This window comes from Bacillus sp. FJAT-27986, assembly GCF_001685035.1.
GTDB lineage: Bacteria > Bacillota > Bacilli > Bacillales > Pradoshiaceae > Pradoshia.
The window spans coordinates 308,440-324,429 of sequence record NZ_MAYV01000015.1 but is presented as its reverse complement, the minus strand read 5'-3'; the positions used below and the strand labels follow the sequence as shown (position 1 = coordinate 324,429).

Below are 15,990 nucleotides of genomic sequence, written 5' to 3'. Positions count from 1 at the left end.
TAAACTCAAGTAAAGTAATTCTTAAATAGAACTGAAGGGAGAATGATTCCTATGTACAAAAAAGCCCTCTTACTGGCAGGCTTAGTTTTTTCTTTAACTGCATGCTCTTCTGGTAATGAAGAAGAATCGCAAAAACCACTAACAGAAGAAGAAAAAATATATGCCAATAACTGTGCTTCCTGCCATGGCAATGCTTTAGAAGGCTATGCCGGACCAAAGCTTGAGGATATCGGAAATAGTATGAGTAAGGATGAAATCCTGGATATAATCAATAACGGTGCGAAAGGAATGCCTGCAGGAATAATCAAAGGCGAGGATGCAGAGAAAGTTGCTGCATGGCTTGCTGAGAAAAAGTAGAATAGAGATTTAAAGAGAGATATGGAATCAATGGTTTATGGTTTAATGAAAATTAAACAGCACTAAGAAATGCCGTTACCACTACGTAACGGCATTTCTTAGTGTTCTATATAATCCTTTTGTCTATCTTGTACGGCAAATTGTTGCGATGCTAAACCAATACGATTTTCATACATTTTCTGCGCCATAACTTTCTTAGCCATTTGAGCTGCTTCCATATAGTACTCATCGCTTACTGTAGCTTTGATTGAAAATCGTAAGCCATACGGACTGCTATCTAATGAAGATAAGCCATGAACTTGATAGGGTTCGAGATATTCTCCGTTTAAATCAGTTTTGAGATAATGGATTTGCTTTTGGTTGAGTTCATCACATACCTCAGCAAGTAACTCTTCTATTTTTGCAGGATTCTCTTGGAAACTAACAATTACGCTCTCAAAAATTCTTCTCCTTTCAACATTTCCGTTTTCTACTTTGCGAATTTCACCATTTGGAACTGTCATTAGTTTTCCGTTAAGTAATCGGATTTTCACCACTCTAAATCCCATATCCTCTACTGTCCCACCATCTATTTCCCCATTTACGTGGACAAAATCCCCTCGCTGAAATTGTTTTTCGAATATCATAAAAAACCCTGCCAGAAGATCAGTCATAATTTTTTGGGCACCCAGTCCAACTACAATTCCTACCACTCCGCCGGCAACCAGTATATTTTTGATATCCACGAAGGGTTTAATCATGGCAAGAATAATAATAAAGAAACCCAAATAATTAGACGTGTTGCGTACTACAGATTCAATTGTTTGTTCCTTTTTCTCAATCAAAAAATTTGTATGCTTAAAGAACTTGTGAAGAATAAACCTGACGAGATAAATCAAAGCATAGGTGATGATAAAAGTGTATAGGATTGTTAATCCATAACTTTTGAGTTGAGGCCAATCAATGCTGATATAACTTTGTAACCTGTTAATAAAGTCCATATCTATCCTCCCTAATTATAAAAACAATATAAGGATTACTAAATACTACTAAATATTCTGTTATTATCCAAGTGTTATTGTTTAATAAAATCTAGTAGACCTATTTAAATAAAATAGAGGCAGATGCTATGGAGTCTAAATTATATGGTTCATGGCTAATATAAGTTGCATTGCTTATTCTTCCTTCGGTAAAGATGGGGCATAGCTGCGGCATAGGCGGATTATAGGTGGCTTCCTCCACCTTTCACACATCCTGCACCTTTACCCCGGTATAGGTGGGGCATAACTACGCCATAGGTAGGGTATAGGTGATTCCCCTTCAACTTTGGAGACGATAAAAAAAGAATCCGAAAATAAATTCGGATTCTTAATATAGTGGAAAGAGTTGTCTCAGTATTAACCGATAGAACCTTCCATCTCAAATTTAATTAATCTGTTCATTTCAACTGCATATTCCATTGGAAGTTCTTTTGTGAACGGTTCAATGAATCCCATAACGATCATTTCTGTTGCTTCCTGTTCTGAGATACCGCGGCTCATTAAATAGAAGAGCTGCTCTTCAGATACTTTGGAAACTTTCGCTTCATGCTCAAGTGAGATATTATCATTGTGGATTTCATTGTATGGAATCGTATCAGAAGTTGATTGATTATCCATAATGAGTGTATCACACTCGATATTAGAGCGTGCTCCATCAGCCCTTTTACCAAAGTGCACAACCCCACGATAGCTCACTTTACCGCCATGCTGAGAAATTGACTTAGATACAATTGTAGAAGATGTATTTGGAGCTAAGTGAATCATTTTAGCACCTGCATCCTGGTGTTGACCTTTACCTGCAATAGCAATGGAAAGCGTCATACCACGGGCACCCTCACCGCGTAAAATACAAGCTGGATATTTCATGGTAAGCTTGGAGCCGATGTTTCCATCTACCCATTCCATTGTACCGTGAGCATCTACTACTGTACGTTTAGTAACAAGGTTATATACATTGTTTGCCCAGTTTTGGATTGTTGTGTAACGGCAATAAGCATTTTCTTTAACAATGATTTCAACAACAGCACTGTGAAGTGAATTTGTTGTATAAACAGGAGCCGTACAGCCTTCTACATAATGTACGGACGCATCTTTATCAACGATGATTAAAGTACGCTCAAACTGACCCATGTTTTCAGAGTTAATACGGAAATATGCTTGCAATGGTGTATCTACTTTAATACCTGGTGGGACATAGATAAATGATCCGCCAGACCAAACTGCAGAGTTCAATGCAGCAAATTTATTATCAGATGGCGGAATTACTTTAGCAAAGTGTTCACGGAAAAGGTCTTCATTTTCACGTAAAGCGGAATCTGTATCTTTGAATACGATTCCCATTGCTTCTAAGTCTTCCTTCATGTTATGGTACACAACTTCAGATTCGTATTGAGCTGATACACCGGCTAGGTATTTTTGTTCAGCTTCAGGAATACCAAGTTTGTCAAATGTACGTTTAATTTCCTCAGGAACTTCATCCCATGATTTCTCGGACTTCTCAGATGGTTTTACATAATACGTAATCTCATCAAAGTTTAAATCTGAAAGATTGCCTCCCCATTGTGGCATTGGCATGTTATAAAAATGTTCAAGAGACTTCAAGCGGAAGTCAAGCATCCATTGTGGTTCGTTCTTCATACGAGAGATTTCTTCAACAATCCCTTTAGTTAAACCGCGTTTAGAACGAAAGATGGAAACGTCCTTATCATGAAAGCCATATTTATAATCACCGATATCAGGCATTTTTTTAGCCATCGATCGCTTCCTCCTTCTTACTTAGTTCTAGCTGTTTTTCACTCTCAGCTAAAACATGTCATTTTAGTTTTCGTTAAGCCCTTTTTCCATAGCTTTCCAAGCAAGTGTCGCACACTTAATACGTGCTGGAAATTTACTCACACCTTGAAGGGCCTCTATATCACCAAGATCAAGATCGCCTTCGTCATATTCCTTGCCCTGTATCATGTTCGAAAATATACCAGCAAGCTTTAATGCTTCCTCACTGCTTTTGCCTTTGACGATTTGAGTCATCATGGAAGCTGATGACATAGAGATGGAACAACCTTCTCCATCAAACTTTGCATCTTGCACAATACCATCCTCTACTTTAAGTGTAAGATGAATACGATCTCCACAAGTAGGGTTATTCATATCTATCACAAGACTGCCGTCTTCCAGGCTTCCTTTATTTCGTGGATTTTTATAGTGATCCATGATCACTTGCCTGTAAAGGGTATCTAAATTATTAGAAGCCATTACTGAAATACTCCTTTGTTTTAACGAGTCCTTCGACTAAACGGTCGATATCTTGTTCTGTATTATATACATAAAAACTTGCTCTCGCCGTAGACGAAGCTTTTAACCATTTCATAAGCGGTTGTGCACAGTGATGCCCGGCACGAATAGCTATTCCATCTGCATCCAGAACGGTAGCGACATCATGCGGATGAACATCCTCAAGGTTAAAAGTTACTACACCAGCTCTTGATTCCGGATTTTTAGGTCCATAGATTTGGAGCCCCTCTATACTTGATAATTTATCAAGTGCATAAGCAGCAAGCTTATGCTCATGCGCCTCTACATTATCAAGACCAATCTCATTCAAGAAATCAATTGCAGCTCCAAGTCCAATGGCACCTGCAATGATTGGAGTACCGCCTTCAAATTTCCAAGGCAGCTCTTTCCATGTAGAATCCTGCAATCCCACAAAATCAATCATCTCTCCGCCAAATTCGATTGGTTCCATATTCTCGAGGTATTCCTTTTTCCCGTACATGACACCAATGCCAGTTGGTCCACACATTTTATGTGCAGAAAAGGCAAAGAAATCACAGTCAAGATCCTGAACATCCACTTTCAAATGCGGAGTGCTTTGCGCACCATCTACAACCATTACTGCTCCATTTTCATGGGCAATTTTCGCAATTTCTTTAACCGGATTGATGACACCAAGCACATTCGATACGTGCATAACTGAAACGATTTTCGTGTTTGAAGTAATCACTTCTTTGACTGTTTCAAGTGAAATAGTACCGTCTTCTCCAAGCGGGATATATTTCAATGTCGCACCGGTTGCTTTAGCTACTTGCTGCCATGGAATGATATTACTATGATGTTCCATCATACTGATAACAATTTCATCACCAGCTTTTAGGTTAGCTTTCCCGTAGCTGGCAGCAATTGTATTAATCGAAGTCGTTGTCCCTCTTGTAAAGACAACTTCTTCGATGGATTTCGCATTAATGAACTTTCTTACCTTTTCACGTGCTCCCTCATAAGCATCCGTGGCCATCGTTCCAAGTGTGTGAACACCACGGTGTACATTAGAGTTATACCGCTTGTAATACTCATCAATAGTCTGAATAACGGATGCTGGCTTCTGCGAAGTTGCGGCACTGTCCAGATATACTAATGAATGACCATTGACTTTCTCATTTAAAATTGGGAAAAGTTCTTTAATATTCGTTGGAATCATTATTTAACTTTCCTTTCAATTACCTCAGTCAACTGCTTTTTAACAGCTTCAACAGGTAATTGATTTACTACTGGGGCAAGGAACCCATGGATAATTAAACGTTCTGCTTCTGTTTTACTGATCCCTCTGCTCATTAAATAATAAAGCTGAATTGGATCCACACGGCCTACAGAAGCTGCGTGTCCAGCTGTTACATCATCTTCATCAATTAACAGAATAGGGTTTGCATCCCCACGTGCTTTCGGACTAAGCATTAATACTCTGGATTCCTGTACAGCATCAGCTTTAGTGGCACCATGTTCAATCTTACCGATACCATTAAAAATGGAGGATGCTTCATCCTTCATAACACCGTGCTTCAGGATATATCCATTTGAGTTTTTACCAAAATGAACAACTTTAGTTGTAAAGTTTTGAGTTTGTTTACCAGTACCAACCACTACTGTTTTAGTATCACCATATGAACCATTACCATGTAGGTTTGTAATATTCTCTGAAATAGTATTACCATCGTTCATTAAGCCCAATGCCCATTCCACTCGTCCATCATTTCCTACATATGCATTACGGTTTACATAGGTTTTCATATCTTTAGATAATGTATCAACTGCACCATATTTAACGACCGCATTGTTGCCGACGATAACCTCAGAAATGATATTTCCAATAGTCTCTTTGCCGTCAACCAATGAAATATAGTTTTCAACGTACGTTACGGAGCTGCTCTCTTCAGCAACAACAAGTACGTGATTATATAATTCAGTCTCAGCATTATCAATCATGAAGATAGCCTGGATGGGTTCTTCAATAACCACGTTGCGTGGGATATAAAGAAAAGCTCCACCATTAAAGAGTGCTGCATGTAAAGCTGTAAGCTTATTCGTTTTTACAGGAACACTTGTAGTCATGAAGTATTTTTGCAAAAGTTCAGGATGTTCTTTAGCAGCAGTCCTGATATCTGTAAAAATAACACCTTTATCTTTAAGTTCCTGAGATACTGTCAAATAAGCAGCTGTATTGTTTCGTTGTACATACAAACTTCTGTTCTCATCAGGATTGATCAGCTTTTTCACGTCTTCAGCAAGTTCATCAATAGATGTAAATGTCTCGCTTGTAACGGAGTTCACTTTCATATCCTCTAATTGCCATTTATCAATCTTCGTTTTATCAGGTCTCGGCATAGGTAGCTCAGCTGAGGCAGAAAGGGCGTCTAAACGGAAGCTTTCAAGCCAGGCAGGCTCACTATGTGCTTTTGAAAAAGATGATACAACATCTTTTTCGAGTAATGTAGTTTCGATTGTCATAACGATCCTCCTATTGCTTATGCTTCAATTCCTACTGTTTCGTCTTCAATACCTAATTCTTTTTTAATCCAGTCATATCCTTCTGCTTCTAAGCGTTGCGCTAGTTCTGCTCCACCGGATTTCACGATTTTACCTTGCATCATTACGTGAACATAATCTGGAGTAATGTAGTTCAATAAGCGTTGATAGTGAGTAATCATTAGGCAGCCAAAATCTTCGTTTCTCATTTGGTTGATTCCTTTGGAAACAACTTTCAGCGCATCAATATCTAAACCGGAGTCGATTTCATCAAGAATCGCAATGGCTGGTTGCAGCATTAATAATTGAAGGATTTCATTACGTTTCTTTTCACCACCGGAAAAGCCTTCATTTAAATAACGTTGAGCCATATCTTGATCCATTTCTAATAGATCCATTTTTTTATCCATTTCTTTAATGAATTTCATTAAGGAAATTTCGTCTCCTTCTTCACGTTTACTGTTAATAGCAGAACGCATGAAGTCGGCATTAGTAACCCCAGTAATTTCACTTGGGTATTGCATTGCTAAAAATAGACCGGCACGAGCACGTTCGTCAACTTCCATTTCAAGAACATCTTCACCGTCCATTGTGATGGAACCACTTGTTACTTCATATTTTGGGTGACCCATGATAGCAGATGACAATGTAGATTTTCCTGTACCATTTGGCCCCATAATTGCATGGATTTCTCCACCTTTAACTTCAAGGTTTACCCCTTTAAGAATCTCTTTACCTTCTATTGAAACATGTAAATCTTTAATTGTAAGAACTGAACCAGCCATTCTTATACCTCCAATATATAGTCATCTAAAGTTTTAGATTATTTCTATTCTCAATTTATTCTCATTACAATCTTATAACAAATCAAATCTAGATTCAACTTTTTGAAACGAGAAAATTACATAAAATGGACATAATATTTTAACATAATACTTAGCTTTACTGACATTATAATGTTAATTTTCACGAAAGAAAAGAACCAGCATGATCTTTACCAACCACCCTGATTTTAAAGACGGCAGTAACATTTTTGCACTAATTGAAAACATAAAAACAGGTAGAAGGAGAAATTGATTTTTCTTCCGCTACCTGTTTTTATGATTATCACTTTTAGAAATATTCACTTTATCACTTGATTCATTTACCCATGTACTCTTCTATTCACATCATTTAAGATTTGATTACTCTTCATATAACTACGTTCACGCTTCTCTTCTACTTTCATACGCACTTCAAGATTCTGACTGTAAACTTCATAGCCAACTCCATGTGCCTGCCTCATCGCTTTTTCCATTTCATCTGTTACTCTAAGCTGTAACTGATTGTCAAAGATAATGAATCATTCCTTTCCATTTATTATAATAAGGGTATCACTTTGCAGAAGAACCCTCAAAGTCTATATACCACTCTGAGCACATCTTAAAAGTGATATTGCGTATTTCTTCTAGGAAATCCTTGATTATCCTGAAAAATAATACCAGAGAAGAAAATAATTCATTGGAAAAGCATCTTACAATTGCTTTTAAAACACCTATTATATAGATGAAAAAGGTGCAGCTAAATGAATAGCTGCACCTTCCTTTTCTATTATTTATTTGATGGGATAACGGACCCTTTGTAGTTTTCATTAATGAAATCCTGGATATCTTTAGAATGAAGAACTTCAACCAATGTTTTAATTTCTTCCTTATTCTTATCCTCAGATCTAACAGCAATAATGTTTACGTATGGATTATTATCAGCACTTTCCAATGCAATCGCATCCTCAGCTGGTACAAGATCCGCTTCAATGGCATAGTTGGAATTAATCAGTACTGCATCGCCTTCATCATTATTGTAAACCTGCGTAAGCATAGGTGCTTCAATATCCGTTTTAAACTTTAAATTCTTCGGATTTTCCGCAATATCATCCACAGTTGCTTTAGTTTTATCAATGCCTTCTTTTAGCTTTATTAAGCCTTCTGTTTCCAGCATAGATAACATACGCCCATGATCAGCTACTGAGCTGCTCATAATGATGCTTGCGCCTTTTGGTAGGTCATCCAGGCTGTCGTATTTTTTAGAATAAACACCAATCGGTTCAATATGGATTCCGCCTGCATTGGCGAAATCATACCCATTATCCTTCACTTGACTCTCAAAATAAGGGATGTGTTGGAAATAGTTAGCGTCAATTGAGCCATCTTCCAATGCTTTATTCGGCATTACATAGTCTGTAAATACTTCAACTTCAAGTTTAATACCTTTTTCTTCAAGAAGAGTTGCTGCTTCTTCCAATATTTCTGCATGTGGAACATTTGATGCGCCAATTTTAATCGTTTTTAGTTCTTTGTCCCCGGAATTGGATTCATCTCCTGATCCACCGCAGGCTGCCAATAATAGGGTTAATCCTAAAACAAGTATGAACGATAACTTTTTCACTTTGGTTTCCTCCCTAGCGCTTATCTAATTTTCTTGTTATAAAATCTCCAATAAATTGGAGAATAAACACAATAATCAATACTAAAATAGTAGCAACAATCGTGACATCTGTCTGTCCGCGGCTAAACCCTTCCAAATAGGCAAGGTTTCCAAGTCCGCCCGCACCAATCATACCTGCCATCGCTGTATAACCTACAAGCGCAATTGCCGTAACTGTGATACCAGAAACAAGTGCAGGCAGAGATTCAGGAATTAGCACCTTCCATATGATTGTAAAGGAAGTGGCCCCCATCGATCTTGCTGCTTCTATTACACCTTTATCAATTTCACGCAATCCAATCTCAACCATTCGCGCATAGAATGGAGCAGCACCTATAATTAAAGCTGGCAAAGCCGCATTGACACCGATAATACTTCCTACTAATGCCTTTGTGAAAGGAATTAACAACACGATTAGAATAATGAATGGAATGGAACGGAATATGTTAACGAAAGCACCTACAATTCCGTAAATCACTTTGTTTTCCCACATATTCCCCTTTGAGGTCAAGAATAATAGCAGACCCAATATAATTCCAAGGAAAAAAGTTGCGATTAATGAGACACCTGTCATATACAAGGTTTCCCATGTCTTTTCATAAATTCGTTCCCAAACTACATTTGGTAATAATGTTTCCATCATTCTGAAATCACCTCCACACCAATTTCCTGATTGTGGAGATAGTCAATCGCTTTCGCCACTTCAGCAGCATCACCGTCTACATGAATAAATAACGTTCCATAGGACCCGTGCTGAGTCTGCGATATTTTACCCTGCAATATGTTTACATTGATTTTGTAAGAGCGGATAACCTCTGATAAAACAGGGGTTTCAGCTGATTCGCCAATAAAGGATAATTGTACAACTTTCCCCGTCGGATATTCAGCAAGCAAATGCTCAATCGTCTCTTTCGTTTCTTCTGGCTCTGTCACTTGCTGTACAAATCGTTTAGTAATCGGAGCATTTGGTTTTTTAAATACATCAAGTACTTTTCCGCTCTCGACCACTTTCCCCATCTCCATCACAGCAACGCGATGACAGATTTTACGAATAACATGCATTTCATGTGTAATTAATACGATTGTCAAGCCAAGTCTTTTATTTATATCAACGAGCAAATCCAAAATATCGTCTGTAGTCTGAGGATCAAGTGCTGATGTCGCCTCGTCACAAAGAAGAACCTGTGGATTGTTCGCTAATGCGCGCGCTATACCGACCCGCTGCTTCTGACCGCCGCTCAACTGAGATGGATAAGCATTTTCACGGCCATCTAATCCTACCAGACTTACAAGTTCCTTCACTCTTTCTTTACGTACCTTGCTTGGTACGCCCGCAATTTCTAAAGGAAACTCTATATTTTCGCTGACTGTCCTTGACCAGAGGAGATTAAAGTGTTGAAAAATCATACTTATTTCCATTCTGGCTTTTCTTAATTCAGCGCCTTTTATAGCAGCCATATCTTTGCCTGCCACCAAGACACTGCCTTCTGTTGGCTTCTCTAAACCGTTCAGCATTCTAATGAGGGTACTTTTTCCCGCACCGCTGTACCCAATAATTCCAAAGATCTCGCCTTTTTCAATAGATAATGAGACTTGATCCACTGCTTTGACAGCTGATGAACGTTTAAATGTTCCTGAGAAGGTCTTCGATACATCACGTAATGTAATCATGAAAAGTTCACCTGCTCTTTCTATCAACCTATAATTAAAGAATAACTTCAGTTAAACAAAAATGCCTTTCTGCGGAGGCAGAAAGGCATGATTTATTTATAACATGTTCCTTTCTCTCATCTCCCAGGATTTATTATCCTGTGTGAATTGGCACCTTTTCAATCATAAATGATTGCCGGTTGCCGGGCGTCAAAGGGCACTTCCCTCGGCCTCTCTTGATAAGAGTACTTAAACTATTCAATTAAATCTAACTGTCTGCTATCCTATCATGTTGAAGAAAGAACTGTCAACACCAAAGTCTGCATAGCATGTTCAATATTTATTTCACAACCACCTCAGTGGAAGCTATACCTGTTGCTTTTTCAATCGCAAGCTCCAATTCTTCAATTAGATCTTCTGCATGTTCAATTCCAACAGACAGTCTGATTAAATCCTCCTGTACACCTGATGCTTTTAATCCCTCTTCACTTAGTTGCTGATGAGTCGTGCTTGCCGGATGGATAATTAGGCTCTTTGCATCTCCCACATTGGCCACATGGGACCACAGTTCAACGGAATCAATCAGTTTTTTACCTGCCTCACGTCCACCCTTTATTCCAAAAACAACGACTGCTCCAGCACCTTTGGGTAAATATTTCTTCGTTTTTTCGTAATCAGGGTGATCTGAATCTCCTGGATACAAGACCCACGATACAGCCGGATGCTGTTTTAAATAGTCAACTATTAATCTCGTATTGGCTACATGCTCCTTCATCCTCACATGCAGAGTTTCCAATCCGAGAATAAATTGAAAGGCATTGTACGGGCTTAAGGAAGGACCTAAATCTCTCAACAGCTGAACTCTGGCCTTTACAATAAATGCTGCTGCACCAATTGCTTCACTGTAAATCAGATCATGATAGCTTGGATCGGGTTCAGTAAAGCCCGGAAATTTAGATGAATTCCAGTCAAACTTCCCTCCATCGACTATGACCCCGCCTAATGTGGTTCCATTTCCAAGCAGCCATTTCGTAGCTGAGTGTACGACGATATCCGCTCCAAACTCAATCGGACGGGATAAATAAGGAGTTGCAAATGTATTATCAATGATTAACGGAATTCCAGCTTCATGAGCAATTTCCGCCACCCGTTCAATATCAAGAACCTGCAGGCTTGGATTTCCAATCGTTTCTCCAAAAATAGCTTTGGTCTTTGATGTAATCGCTTCTCTAAAATTTTCAGTGTCACTTGGATCCACGAACCTTACGTTAATACCATACTTAGGGAGAGTATTGGCAAATAAATTGTAGGTTCCGCCGTATAGAGTGGACGCAGAGATAATTTCATCACCTGCTCCCGCAATATTTAGGATTGAGAGTGTTATAGCTGCAGCACCACTTGATACCGCTAAAGCTCCAATGCCACCTTCTAATTCTGCTATACGTTCTTCGAATACACTTGAAGTTGGATTATGGATTCTAGTATAAATATAGCCAGTTTCAGCTAATCCAAATAAATCCGCAGCATGATCTGTGTCTTTAAATAAATAAGCATTCGTCTGGTAAATCGGCACGCTTCTCGCTCCAGTTACCGAATCCTGCTGCAATCCTCCGTGTATACCTACTGTTTCAAACCGATACTTCTTTTCTTCATTTGCCATTCTACATCTCTCCATTTCATTTTAAATAGAGAAGTGAGTAAATGAAAAAAACCTCTTCACAAGAAGAGGCAGGCATTTTCCATCTCTCCTTATCTCCCGGATTTATATCCGCTGGAATTGGCACCGTGTATTATAAAAATACCGGTTGCCGGGCTTCAACGGGCCAGTCCCTCCACCTCTCTTGATAAGAACCAAGTATTAAGTTGTTAAAACTATAGCATATGGAAAAATATGAGTCAACTGATTATTCAGAATTTTTAAATTAAATAACAAGGAGCTTCTTTTACTATAATAAATGCCTCCAGTTAGCCACTTAACAATCGTCTAATCGGTTGAGATTACAGGCTATTATATAGAATTCTACAAATCAATTAAAACTTCTGACATAGACAGCGTAAAATAGAAACAGCACCTTTAAGATTCTAGTTAAATATTCATCGACATATTTCCTGAGAAATAACTGCTCTTATTCTGTAATTCTCTTTAATTGATCAACAAGATAGGGAACTGAGTGGAAGGCATAGATTTTCTCGATTGGCTGGTTATCCTTGATTAAAATGAGGCATGGTACACTTTGAATTTGATATTCTTCTGCAAGTTCCTTAGCATAGTTAAGATTGACTTTTTCCAAAGAGGCATTTGGGAGGACTTCCTTTGCAATATCAAGCATTTTACCTGCTAATTGACATGTTCCGCAAAGAGGAGTAAAAGTATAGATCGCTTTATTTATCGTGGTTTGATTGTTCATTTTTCATTACATCCTTCATTTGTTTTAAAAATTCGGCTTTTACATCTATATTGGCTGCCAAAAGAACCGTTGCTAAATGATATCTTGGCGCATTAGCAACTTCACGGTATGTACGATCAATATATATGTGAGATGCATTTGGCATTTCTCGTCTTAACTGTTTTCTCAGCTTTTCTCCGGATTCATCTGCATCAGCCAAAATATACACGTCTCTCTGTTCAAGTTCGTCTACTAATTCATCCATTTTCGATAGACTGATGGTTCCATTTGTACATCTTATATCGACAGATTCGTTAAGTACAGATTGTATTTTTTGGCGGTCGGTAGAACCTTCCACAATAATTACTTTCTCACTTTGAGCATCCTGCATGATTGATTACCTTTTATTAGGAGAGTACGTTCTATGTGATTGGACAATTGCCTTCGTCTTTTTCATTATATGTATCTTACCCTAACATAGTGGAAAGTAACAATTGATCTAAAAACATAATAAAAAGGAAAGAAGCTGACGAATGACCCCAAACTTCTCCCCTCTATTGACTACTCTTCTTTAGTCGCTGTTTCGTATTGGCCAGCATCCATTAATTCATCATATTCGCTGATTTCGGATGGTTCAACAACTACCATCCATGCTTTTTCATATGGAGATTCATTAACATATTCTGGACTATCCGCTAATTCTTCATTTACTTCAACAACTGTCCCACTGATTGGCGCATACAATTCAGATACTGTCTTAACTGATTCTACACTGCCAAACGGTTCATTACGGGTCAATTGATCACCTATTTCCGGTAGTTCCACAAATACGATGTCTCCCAATTCTTTTTGAGCAAAATCAGTTATTCCAATTCGAATCTTACCATCCTCTTGTTTAACCCATTCATGCTCAGCTGTATAACGTAATCCCGCTGGAATGCTCATGATTTAATCCCCCCAAAATGTATGTATGGTTCCTATTTATCATGACATCAAACTGGTTATTTGACAATTGTTTCATGCCCAGATTTTCTGGTAATTTACCTCTTTGAATCCTACTGTTACTTTTTCTCCATCAAATGCGATTGGGCGCTTGATTAGCATCCCGTCTGATGCAAGCAAGGTAAGAATTTCATCTTCAGACATATCCTTCACTTTATCTTTTAACCCAAGTTCTCTGTATTTCATCCCACTTGTGTTAAAAAATTTCTGAAGAGACAATTCACTTTTTTGATAAATTATTTCTAGCTCTTCTTTCGATGGAGGATTTTGCGCTATATCAACTTCTTGATAGGATATTCCCTTTTCATCAAACCATTTCTTTGCTTTTCTGCATGTCCCGCATTTAGGATACCAGTATAATGTAATCATCGTTTTATCACCTCAATTGAAGCATACCACATTTTTTCATCTATCTTAAACGGATATACTTCTGCTCTAGAAAAGGTAACAGGTCTAACATAGCAGGAAAAGAAAAAGCCTGGTTTTCACCAGGCCTCCATAGTATAAAGGATTAAACAGTGTAACGCTCAGCATCAACTAACTTTTCTGAAGCTTCACGTTTAAGTGCGATTACATTGATTGGTGTGAAACGTGTGAATTTACGTAAAGCTGATGTCATCATACGTAATGTATCACCAGTTTCTGTTGCCACTAATGTTTCTTTAGCATGCTTCTCGATTTCGCCAAATGCTTCCTGGCAGAAGATTTGAGTATAAAGAAGTTTTTGTTTGTTCTTTTCTAAGCCATCTTTTTTGATTGCTTTTTCTGTACGAAGAACAACTGATTCCATCGCATAAACGAAAGAAGCAATATCCGCAATATTAACAAGAATTTCTTGTTCTTTTTCCAGCTCAGTACCATATTTTTGCGCAGCCAATCCTGCAATCATAATACCAATCTTCTTAGCATTTTTCACAAGATGTTTTTCTTGATCAAGCGGCTCTGTACCTGGCTCTTCAGGCATAAGCATCATGAGTCCTTCAGACAGCTCCTGTGCTTTTTGTAATAACGGCAATTCACCTTTTAAAGCTTTTTTCAGGAATGTACCTGGTACAAGCAGACGGTTAATTTCGTTTGTTCCTTCAAATATACGGTTAATACGAGAATCACGGTACATTCTTTCAATTTCATACTCAGCCATAAATCCATAGCCTCCATGAAGCTGAACCGCTTCATCCACAACATAATCTAAAACCTCGGAAGCAAAGAACTTATTTAAGGAGCATTCGATTGCATATTCAGCAATTGATTTTGCTACTTCTTTCCCATCTTTTACTTCTTCATCACTTAGGCGGCTCATTCTTTCCTCGAATAAACCAACTGTCCTATAGACGGAACTTTCAGCTGCGTATATTTTGGAAGCCATTGTAGAGAGCTTTTCTTTTGTTAAATTAAATGAAGAGATTGGTGTTTTAAACTGTTGGCGTTGATTAGCATACGTAGCAGCTAATTCAAATCCTCGTTTGGAAGCACCAACAGCTCCTACTCCCAATTTATAACGACCGATATTCAAAATGTTAAAGGCAATTACATGACCTCTTCCTGCTTCTCCCAATAGGTTCTCAACAGGTACTTCTGCATCCTCAAGAATTAATGTTCTAGTTGAAGAGCTCTTAATCCCCATTTTCTTTTCTTCCGGTCCAGTAGACACACCTGGATACTCTCTTTCTACGATGAATGCAGAAAATTTGTCGCCGTCGATTTTTGCATATACGACAAATACATCAGCAAAGCCTGCATTTGTAATCCATTGTTTCTCACCATTTAAGACATAGTGAGTTCCTGCTTCATTCAATTTTGCTGTTGTCTTTGCGCCAAGAGCATCAGAGCCTGAGCTTGGTTCAGTTAAGGCATAGGCTGCCAGCTTTTCCCCGGTAGCTAATAATGGGAGGTACTTTTGTTTTTGTTCTTCATTACCAAATAAAACGATTGGCAAGGACCCGATCCCAACATGTGCTCCATGAGAAATTGAGAAGCCTCCTGCACGGGATAATCTTTCTGAAATAAGGGCGGAACTGACTTTATCCAAGCCTAATCCACCATATTCCTCCGGTACATCTGCACCTAATAGACCTAGTTCTCCAGCTTGTTTCAATAATTTTACAGAACGGTCAAACTCATGATTCTCTAAATATTCCACCTGAGGCAATACTTCATTTACTAAATAATCCTCAGTCGTTTTCGCAATCATTTTATGTTCATCAGTATAATCCTCAGGTGTAAACATGTTTTCTGCATCAATATCTTCAATTAAAAACGCTCCGCCTTTTAACACTTCTTCTGTTTGATTAGCCACTTTTCTTCCTCCTGATTTAGAG

At 38.3% G+C, this 15,990-nt stretch carries 17 protein-coding genes and 2 riboswitches; of the genes, 1 reads left to right on the top strand and 16 read right to left on the bottom strand.

Annotation, left to right across the window (positions count from 1 at the left end; genetic code table 11):
* Nucleotides 1-51 precede the first annotated feature (51 nt).
* The gene (locus A8L44_RS12435) at nt 52-357 is read left to right on the top strand and encodes a c-type cytochrome (RefSeq protein ID WP_066106511.1); all 306 of its coding nucleotides are present in this window, start codon (nt 52-54) and stop codon (nt 355-357) included.
* A 98-nt stretch (nt 358-455) separates the two neighbouring features.
* On the opposite strand, the gene A8L44_RS12430 is transcribed toward A8L44_RS12435, so the two are convergent.
* From A8L44_RS12430 to A8L44_RS12360, 16 genes are all read right to left on the bottom strand, one after another.
* Nucleotides 456-1,337 (bottom strand): mechanosensitive ion channel family protein, encoded by an 882-nt coding sequence (locus tag A8L44_RS12430; protein ID WP_077248115.1) that lies wholly within the window; start codon nt 1,335-1,337, stop codon nt 456-458.
* Nucleotides 1,338-1,733: 396 nt separating this feature from the next.
* A complete protein-coding gene (sufB, locus tag A8L44_RS12425) occupies nt 1,734-3,131 on the bottom strand; it encodes a Fe-S cluster assembly protein SufB (protein ID WP_066106507.1) in 1,398 nt (465 codons plus the stop codon).
* A gap of 63 nt (nt 3,132-3,194) precedes the next feature.
* Complete coding sequence (gene sufU, locus A8L44_RS12420; RefSeq protein ID WP_066106504.1) at nt 3,195-3,629, bottom strand: Fe-S cluster assembly sulfur transfer protein SufU; 435 nt, start codon at nt 3,627-3,629, stop codon at nt 3,195-3,197.
* Nucleotides 3,619-4,848: a cysteine desulfurase gene (locus A8L44_RS12415; protein ID WP_066106501.1), complete on the bottom strand. Its 1,230-nt coding sequence runs from the start codon at nt 4,846-4,848 to the stop codon at nt 3,619-3,621. Before A8L44_RS12415 ends, sufU begins: the two co-directional genes overlap by 11 nt.
* Nucleotides 4,848-6,152, bottom strand: coding sequence for a Fe-S cluster assembly protein SufD (gene sufD / locus A8L44_RS12410; RefSeq protein ID WP_066106498.1), 1,305 nt, complete (start codon nt 6,150-6,152; stop codon nt 4,848-4,850). Before sufD ends, A8L44_RS12415 begins: the two co-directional genes overlap by 1 nt.
* A gap of 17 nt (nt 6,153-6,169) precedes the next feature.
* The gene (gene sufC, locus A8L44_RS12405; protein ID WP_066106490.1) at nt 6,170-6,955 is read right to left on the bottom strand and encodes a Fe-S cluster assembly ATPase SufC; all 786 of its coding nucleotides are present in this window, start codon (nt 6,953-6,955) and stop codon (nt 6,170-6,172) included.
* 359 nt (nt 6,956-7,314) lie between these two features.
* On the bottom strand, nt 7,315-7,467 hold the full coding sequence (locus tag A8L44_RS19005) for a hypothetical protein (RefSeq protein ID WP_175354290.1): 153 nt from the start codon (nt 7,465-7,467) through the stop codon (nt 7,315-7,317).
* Nucleotides 7,468-7,760: 293 nt separating this feature from the next.
* Nucleotides 7,761-8,594: a MetQ/NlpA family ABC transporter substrate-binding protein gene (locus A8L44_RS12400; RefSeq protein ID WP_066106487.1), complete on the bottom strand. Its 834-nt coding sequence runs from the start codon at nt 8,592-8,594 to the stop codon at nt 7,761-7,763.
* 13 nt (nt 8,595-8,607) lie between these two features.
* Nucleotides 8,608-9,276 (bottom strand): methionine ABC transporter permease, encoded by a 669-nt coding sequence (locus tag A8L44_RS12395; RefSeq protein WP_066106484.1) that lies wholly within the window; start codon nt 9,274-9,276, stop codon nt 8,608-8,610.
* Complete coding sequence (locus A8L44_RS12390; RefSeq protein ID WP_066106481.1) at nt 9,273-10,304, bottom strand: methionine ABC transporter ATP-binding protein; 1,032 nt, start codon at nt 10,302-10,304, stop codon at nt 9,273-9,275. The genes A8L44_RS12395 and A8L44_RS12390 overlap by 4 nt, the downstream gene beginning before the upstream one ends.
* 113 nt (nt 10,305-10,417) lie before the next feature.
* Nucleotides 10,418-10,529: riboswitch (SAM riboswitch) on the bottom strand.
* Between the two features lie 94 nt (nt 10,530-10,623).
* Complete coding sequence (locus A8L44_RS12385) at nt 10,624-11,943, bottom strand: O-acetylhomoserine aminocarboxypropyltransferase/cysteine synthase family protein (RefSeq protein ID WP_066106478.1); 1,320 nt, start codon at nt 11,941-11,943, stop codon at nt 10,624-10,626.
* Nucleotides 11,944-12,029: 86 nt separating this feature from the next.
* Nucleotides 12,030-12,134, bottom strand: a riboswitch (SAM riboswitch).
* 275 nt (nt 12,135-12,409) lie between these two features.
* Nucleotides 12,410-12,691, bottom strand: a complete 282-nt coding sequence (locus A8L44_RS12380) for a thioredoxin family protein (RefSeq protein ID WP_066106475.1) — start codon at nt 12,689-12,691, stop codon at nt 12,410-12,412.
* Nucleotides 12,666-13,061 carry a toprim domain-containing protein gene (locus tag A8L44_RS12375; protein WP_066106472.1) on the bottom strand — a complete coding sequence of 132 codons (396 nt, stop codon included), beginning with the start codon at nt 13,059-13,061 and terminating at the stop codon, nt 12,666-12,668. Before A8L44_RS12375 ends, A8L44_RS12380 begins: the two co-directional genes overlap by 26 nt.
* 170 nt (nt 13,062-13,231) lie before the next feature.
* On the bottom strand, nt 13,232-13,615 hold the full coding sequence (gene gcvH, locus A8L44_RS12370) for a glycine cleavage system protein GcvH (RefSeq protein ID WP_066106469.1): 384 nt from the start codon (nt 13,613-13,615) through the stop codon (nt 13,232-13,234).
* A gap of 72 nt (nt 13,616-13,687) precedes the next feature.
* Complete coding sequence (locus A8L44_RS12365) at nt 13,688-14,041, bottom strand: arsenate reductase family protein (RefSeq protein WP_066106466.1); 354 nt, start codon at nt 14,039-14,041, stop codon at nt 13,688-13,690.
* Nucleotides 14,042-14,183: 142 nt separating this feature from the next.
* Complete coding sequence (locus tag A8L44_RS12360) at nt 14,184-15,968, bottom strand: acyl-CoA dehydrogenase family protein (RefSeq protein ID WP_066106463.1); 1,785 nt, start codon at nt 15,966-15,968, stop codon at nt 14,184-14,186.
* Nucleotides 15,969-15,990: the final 22 nt, after the last annotated feature.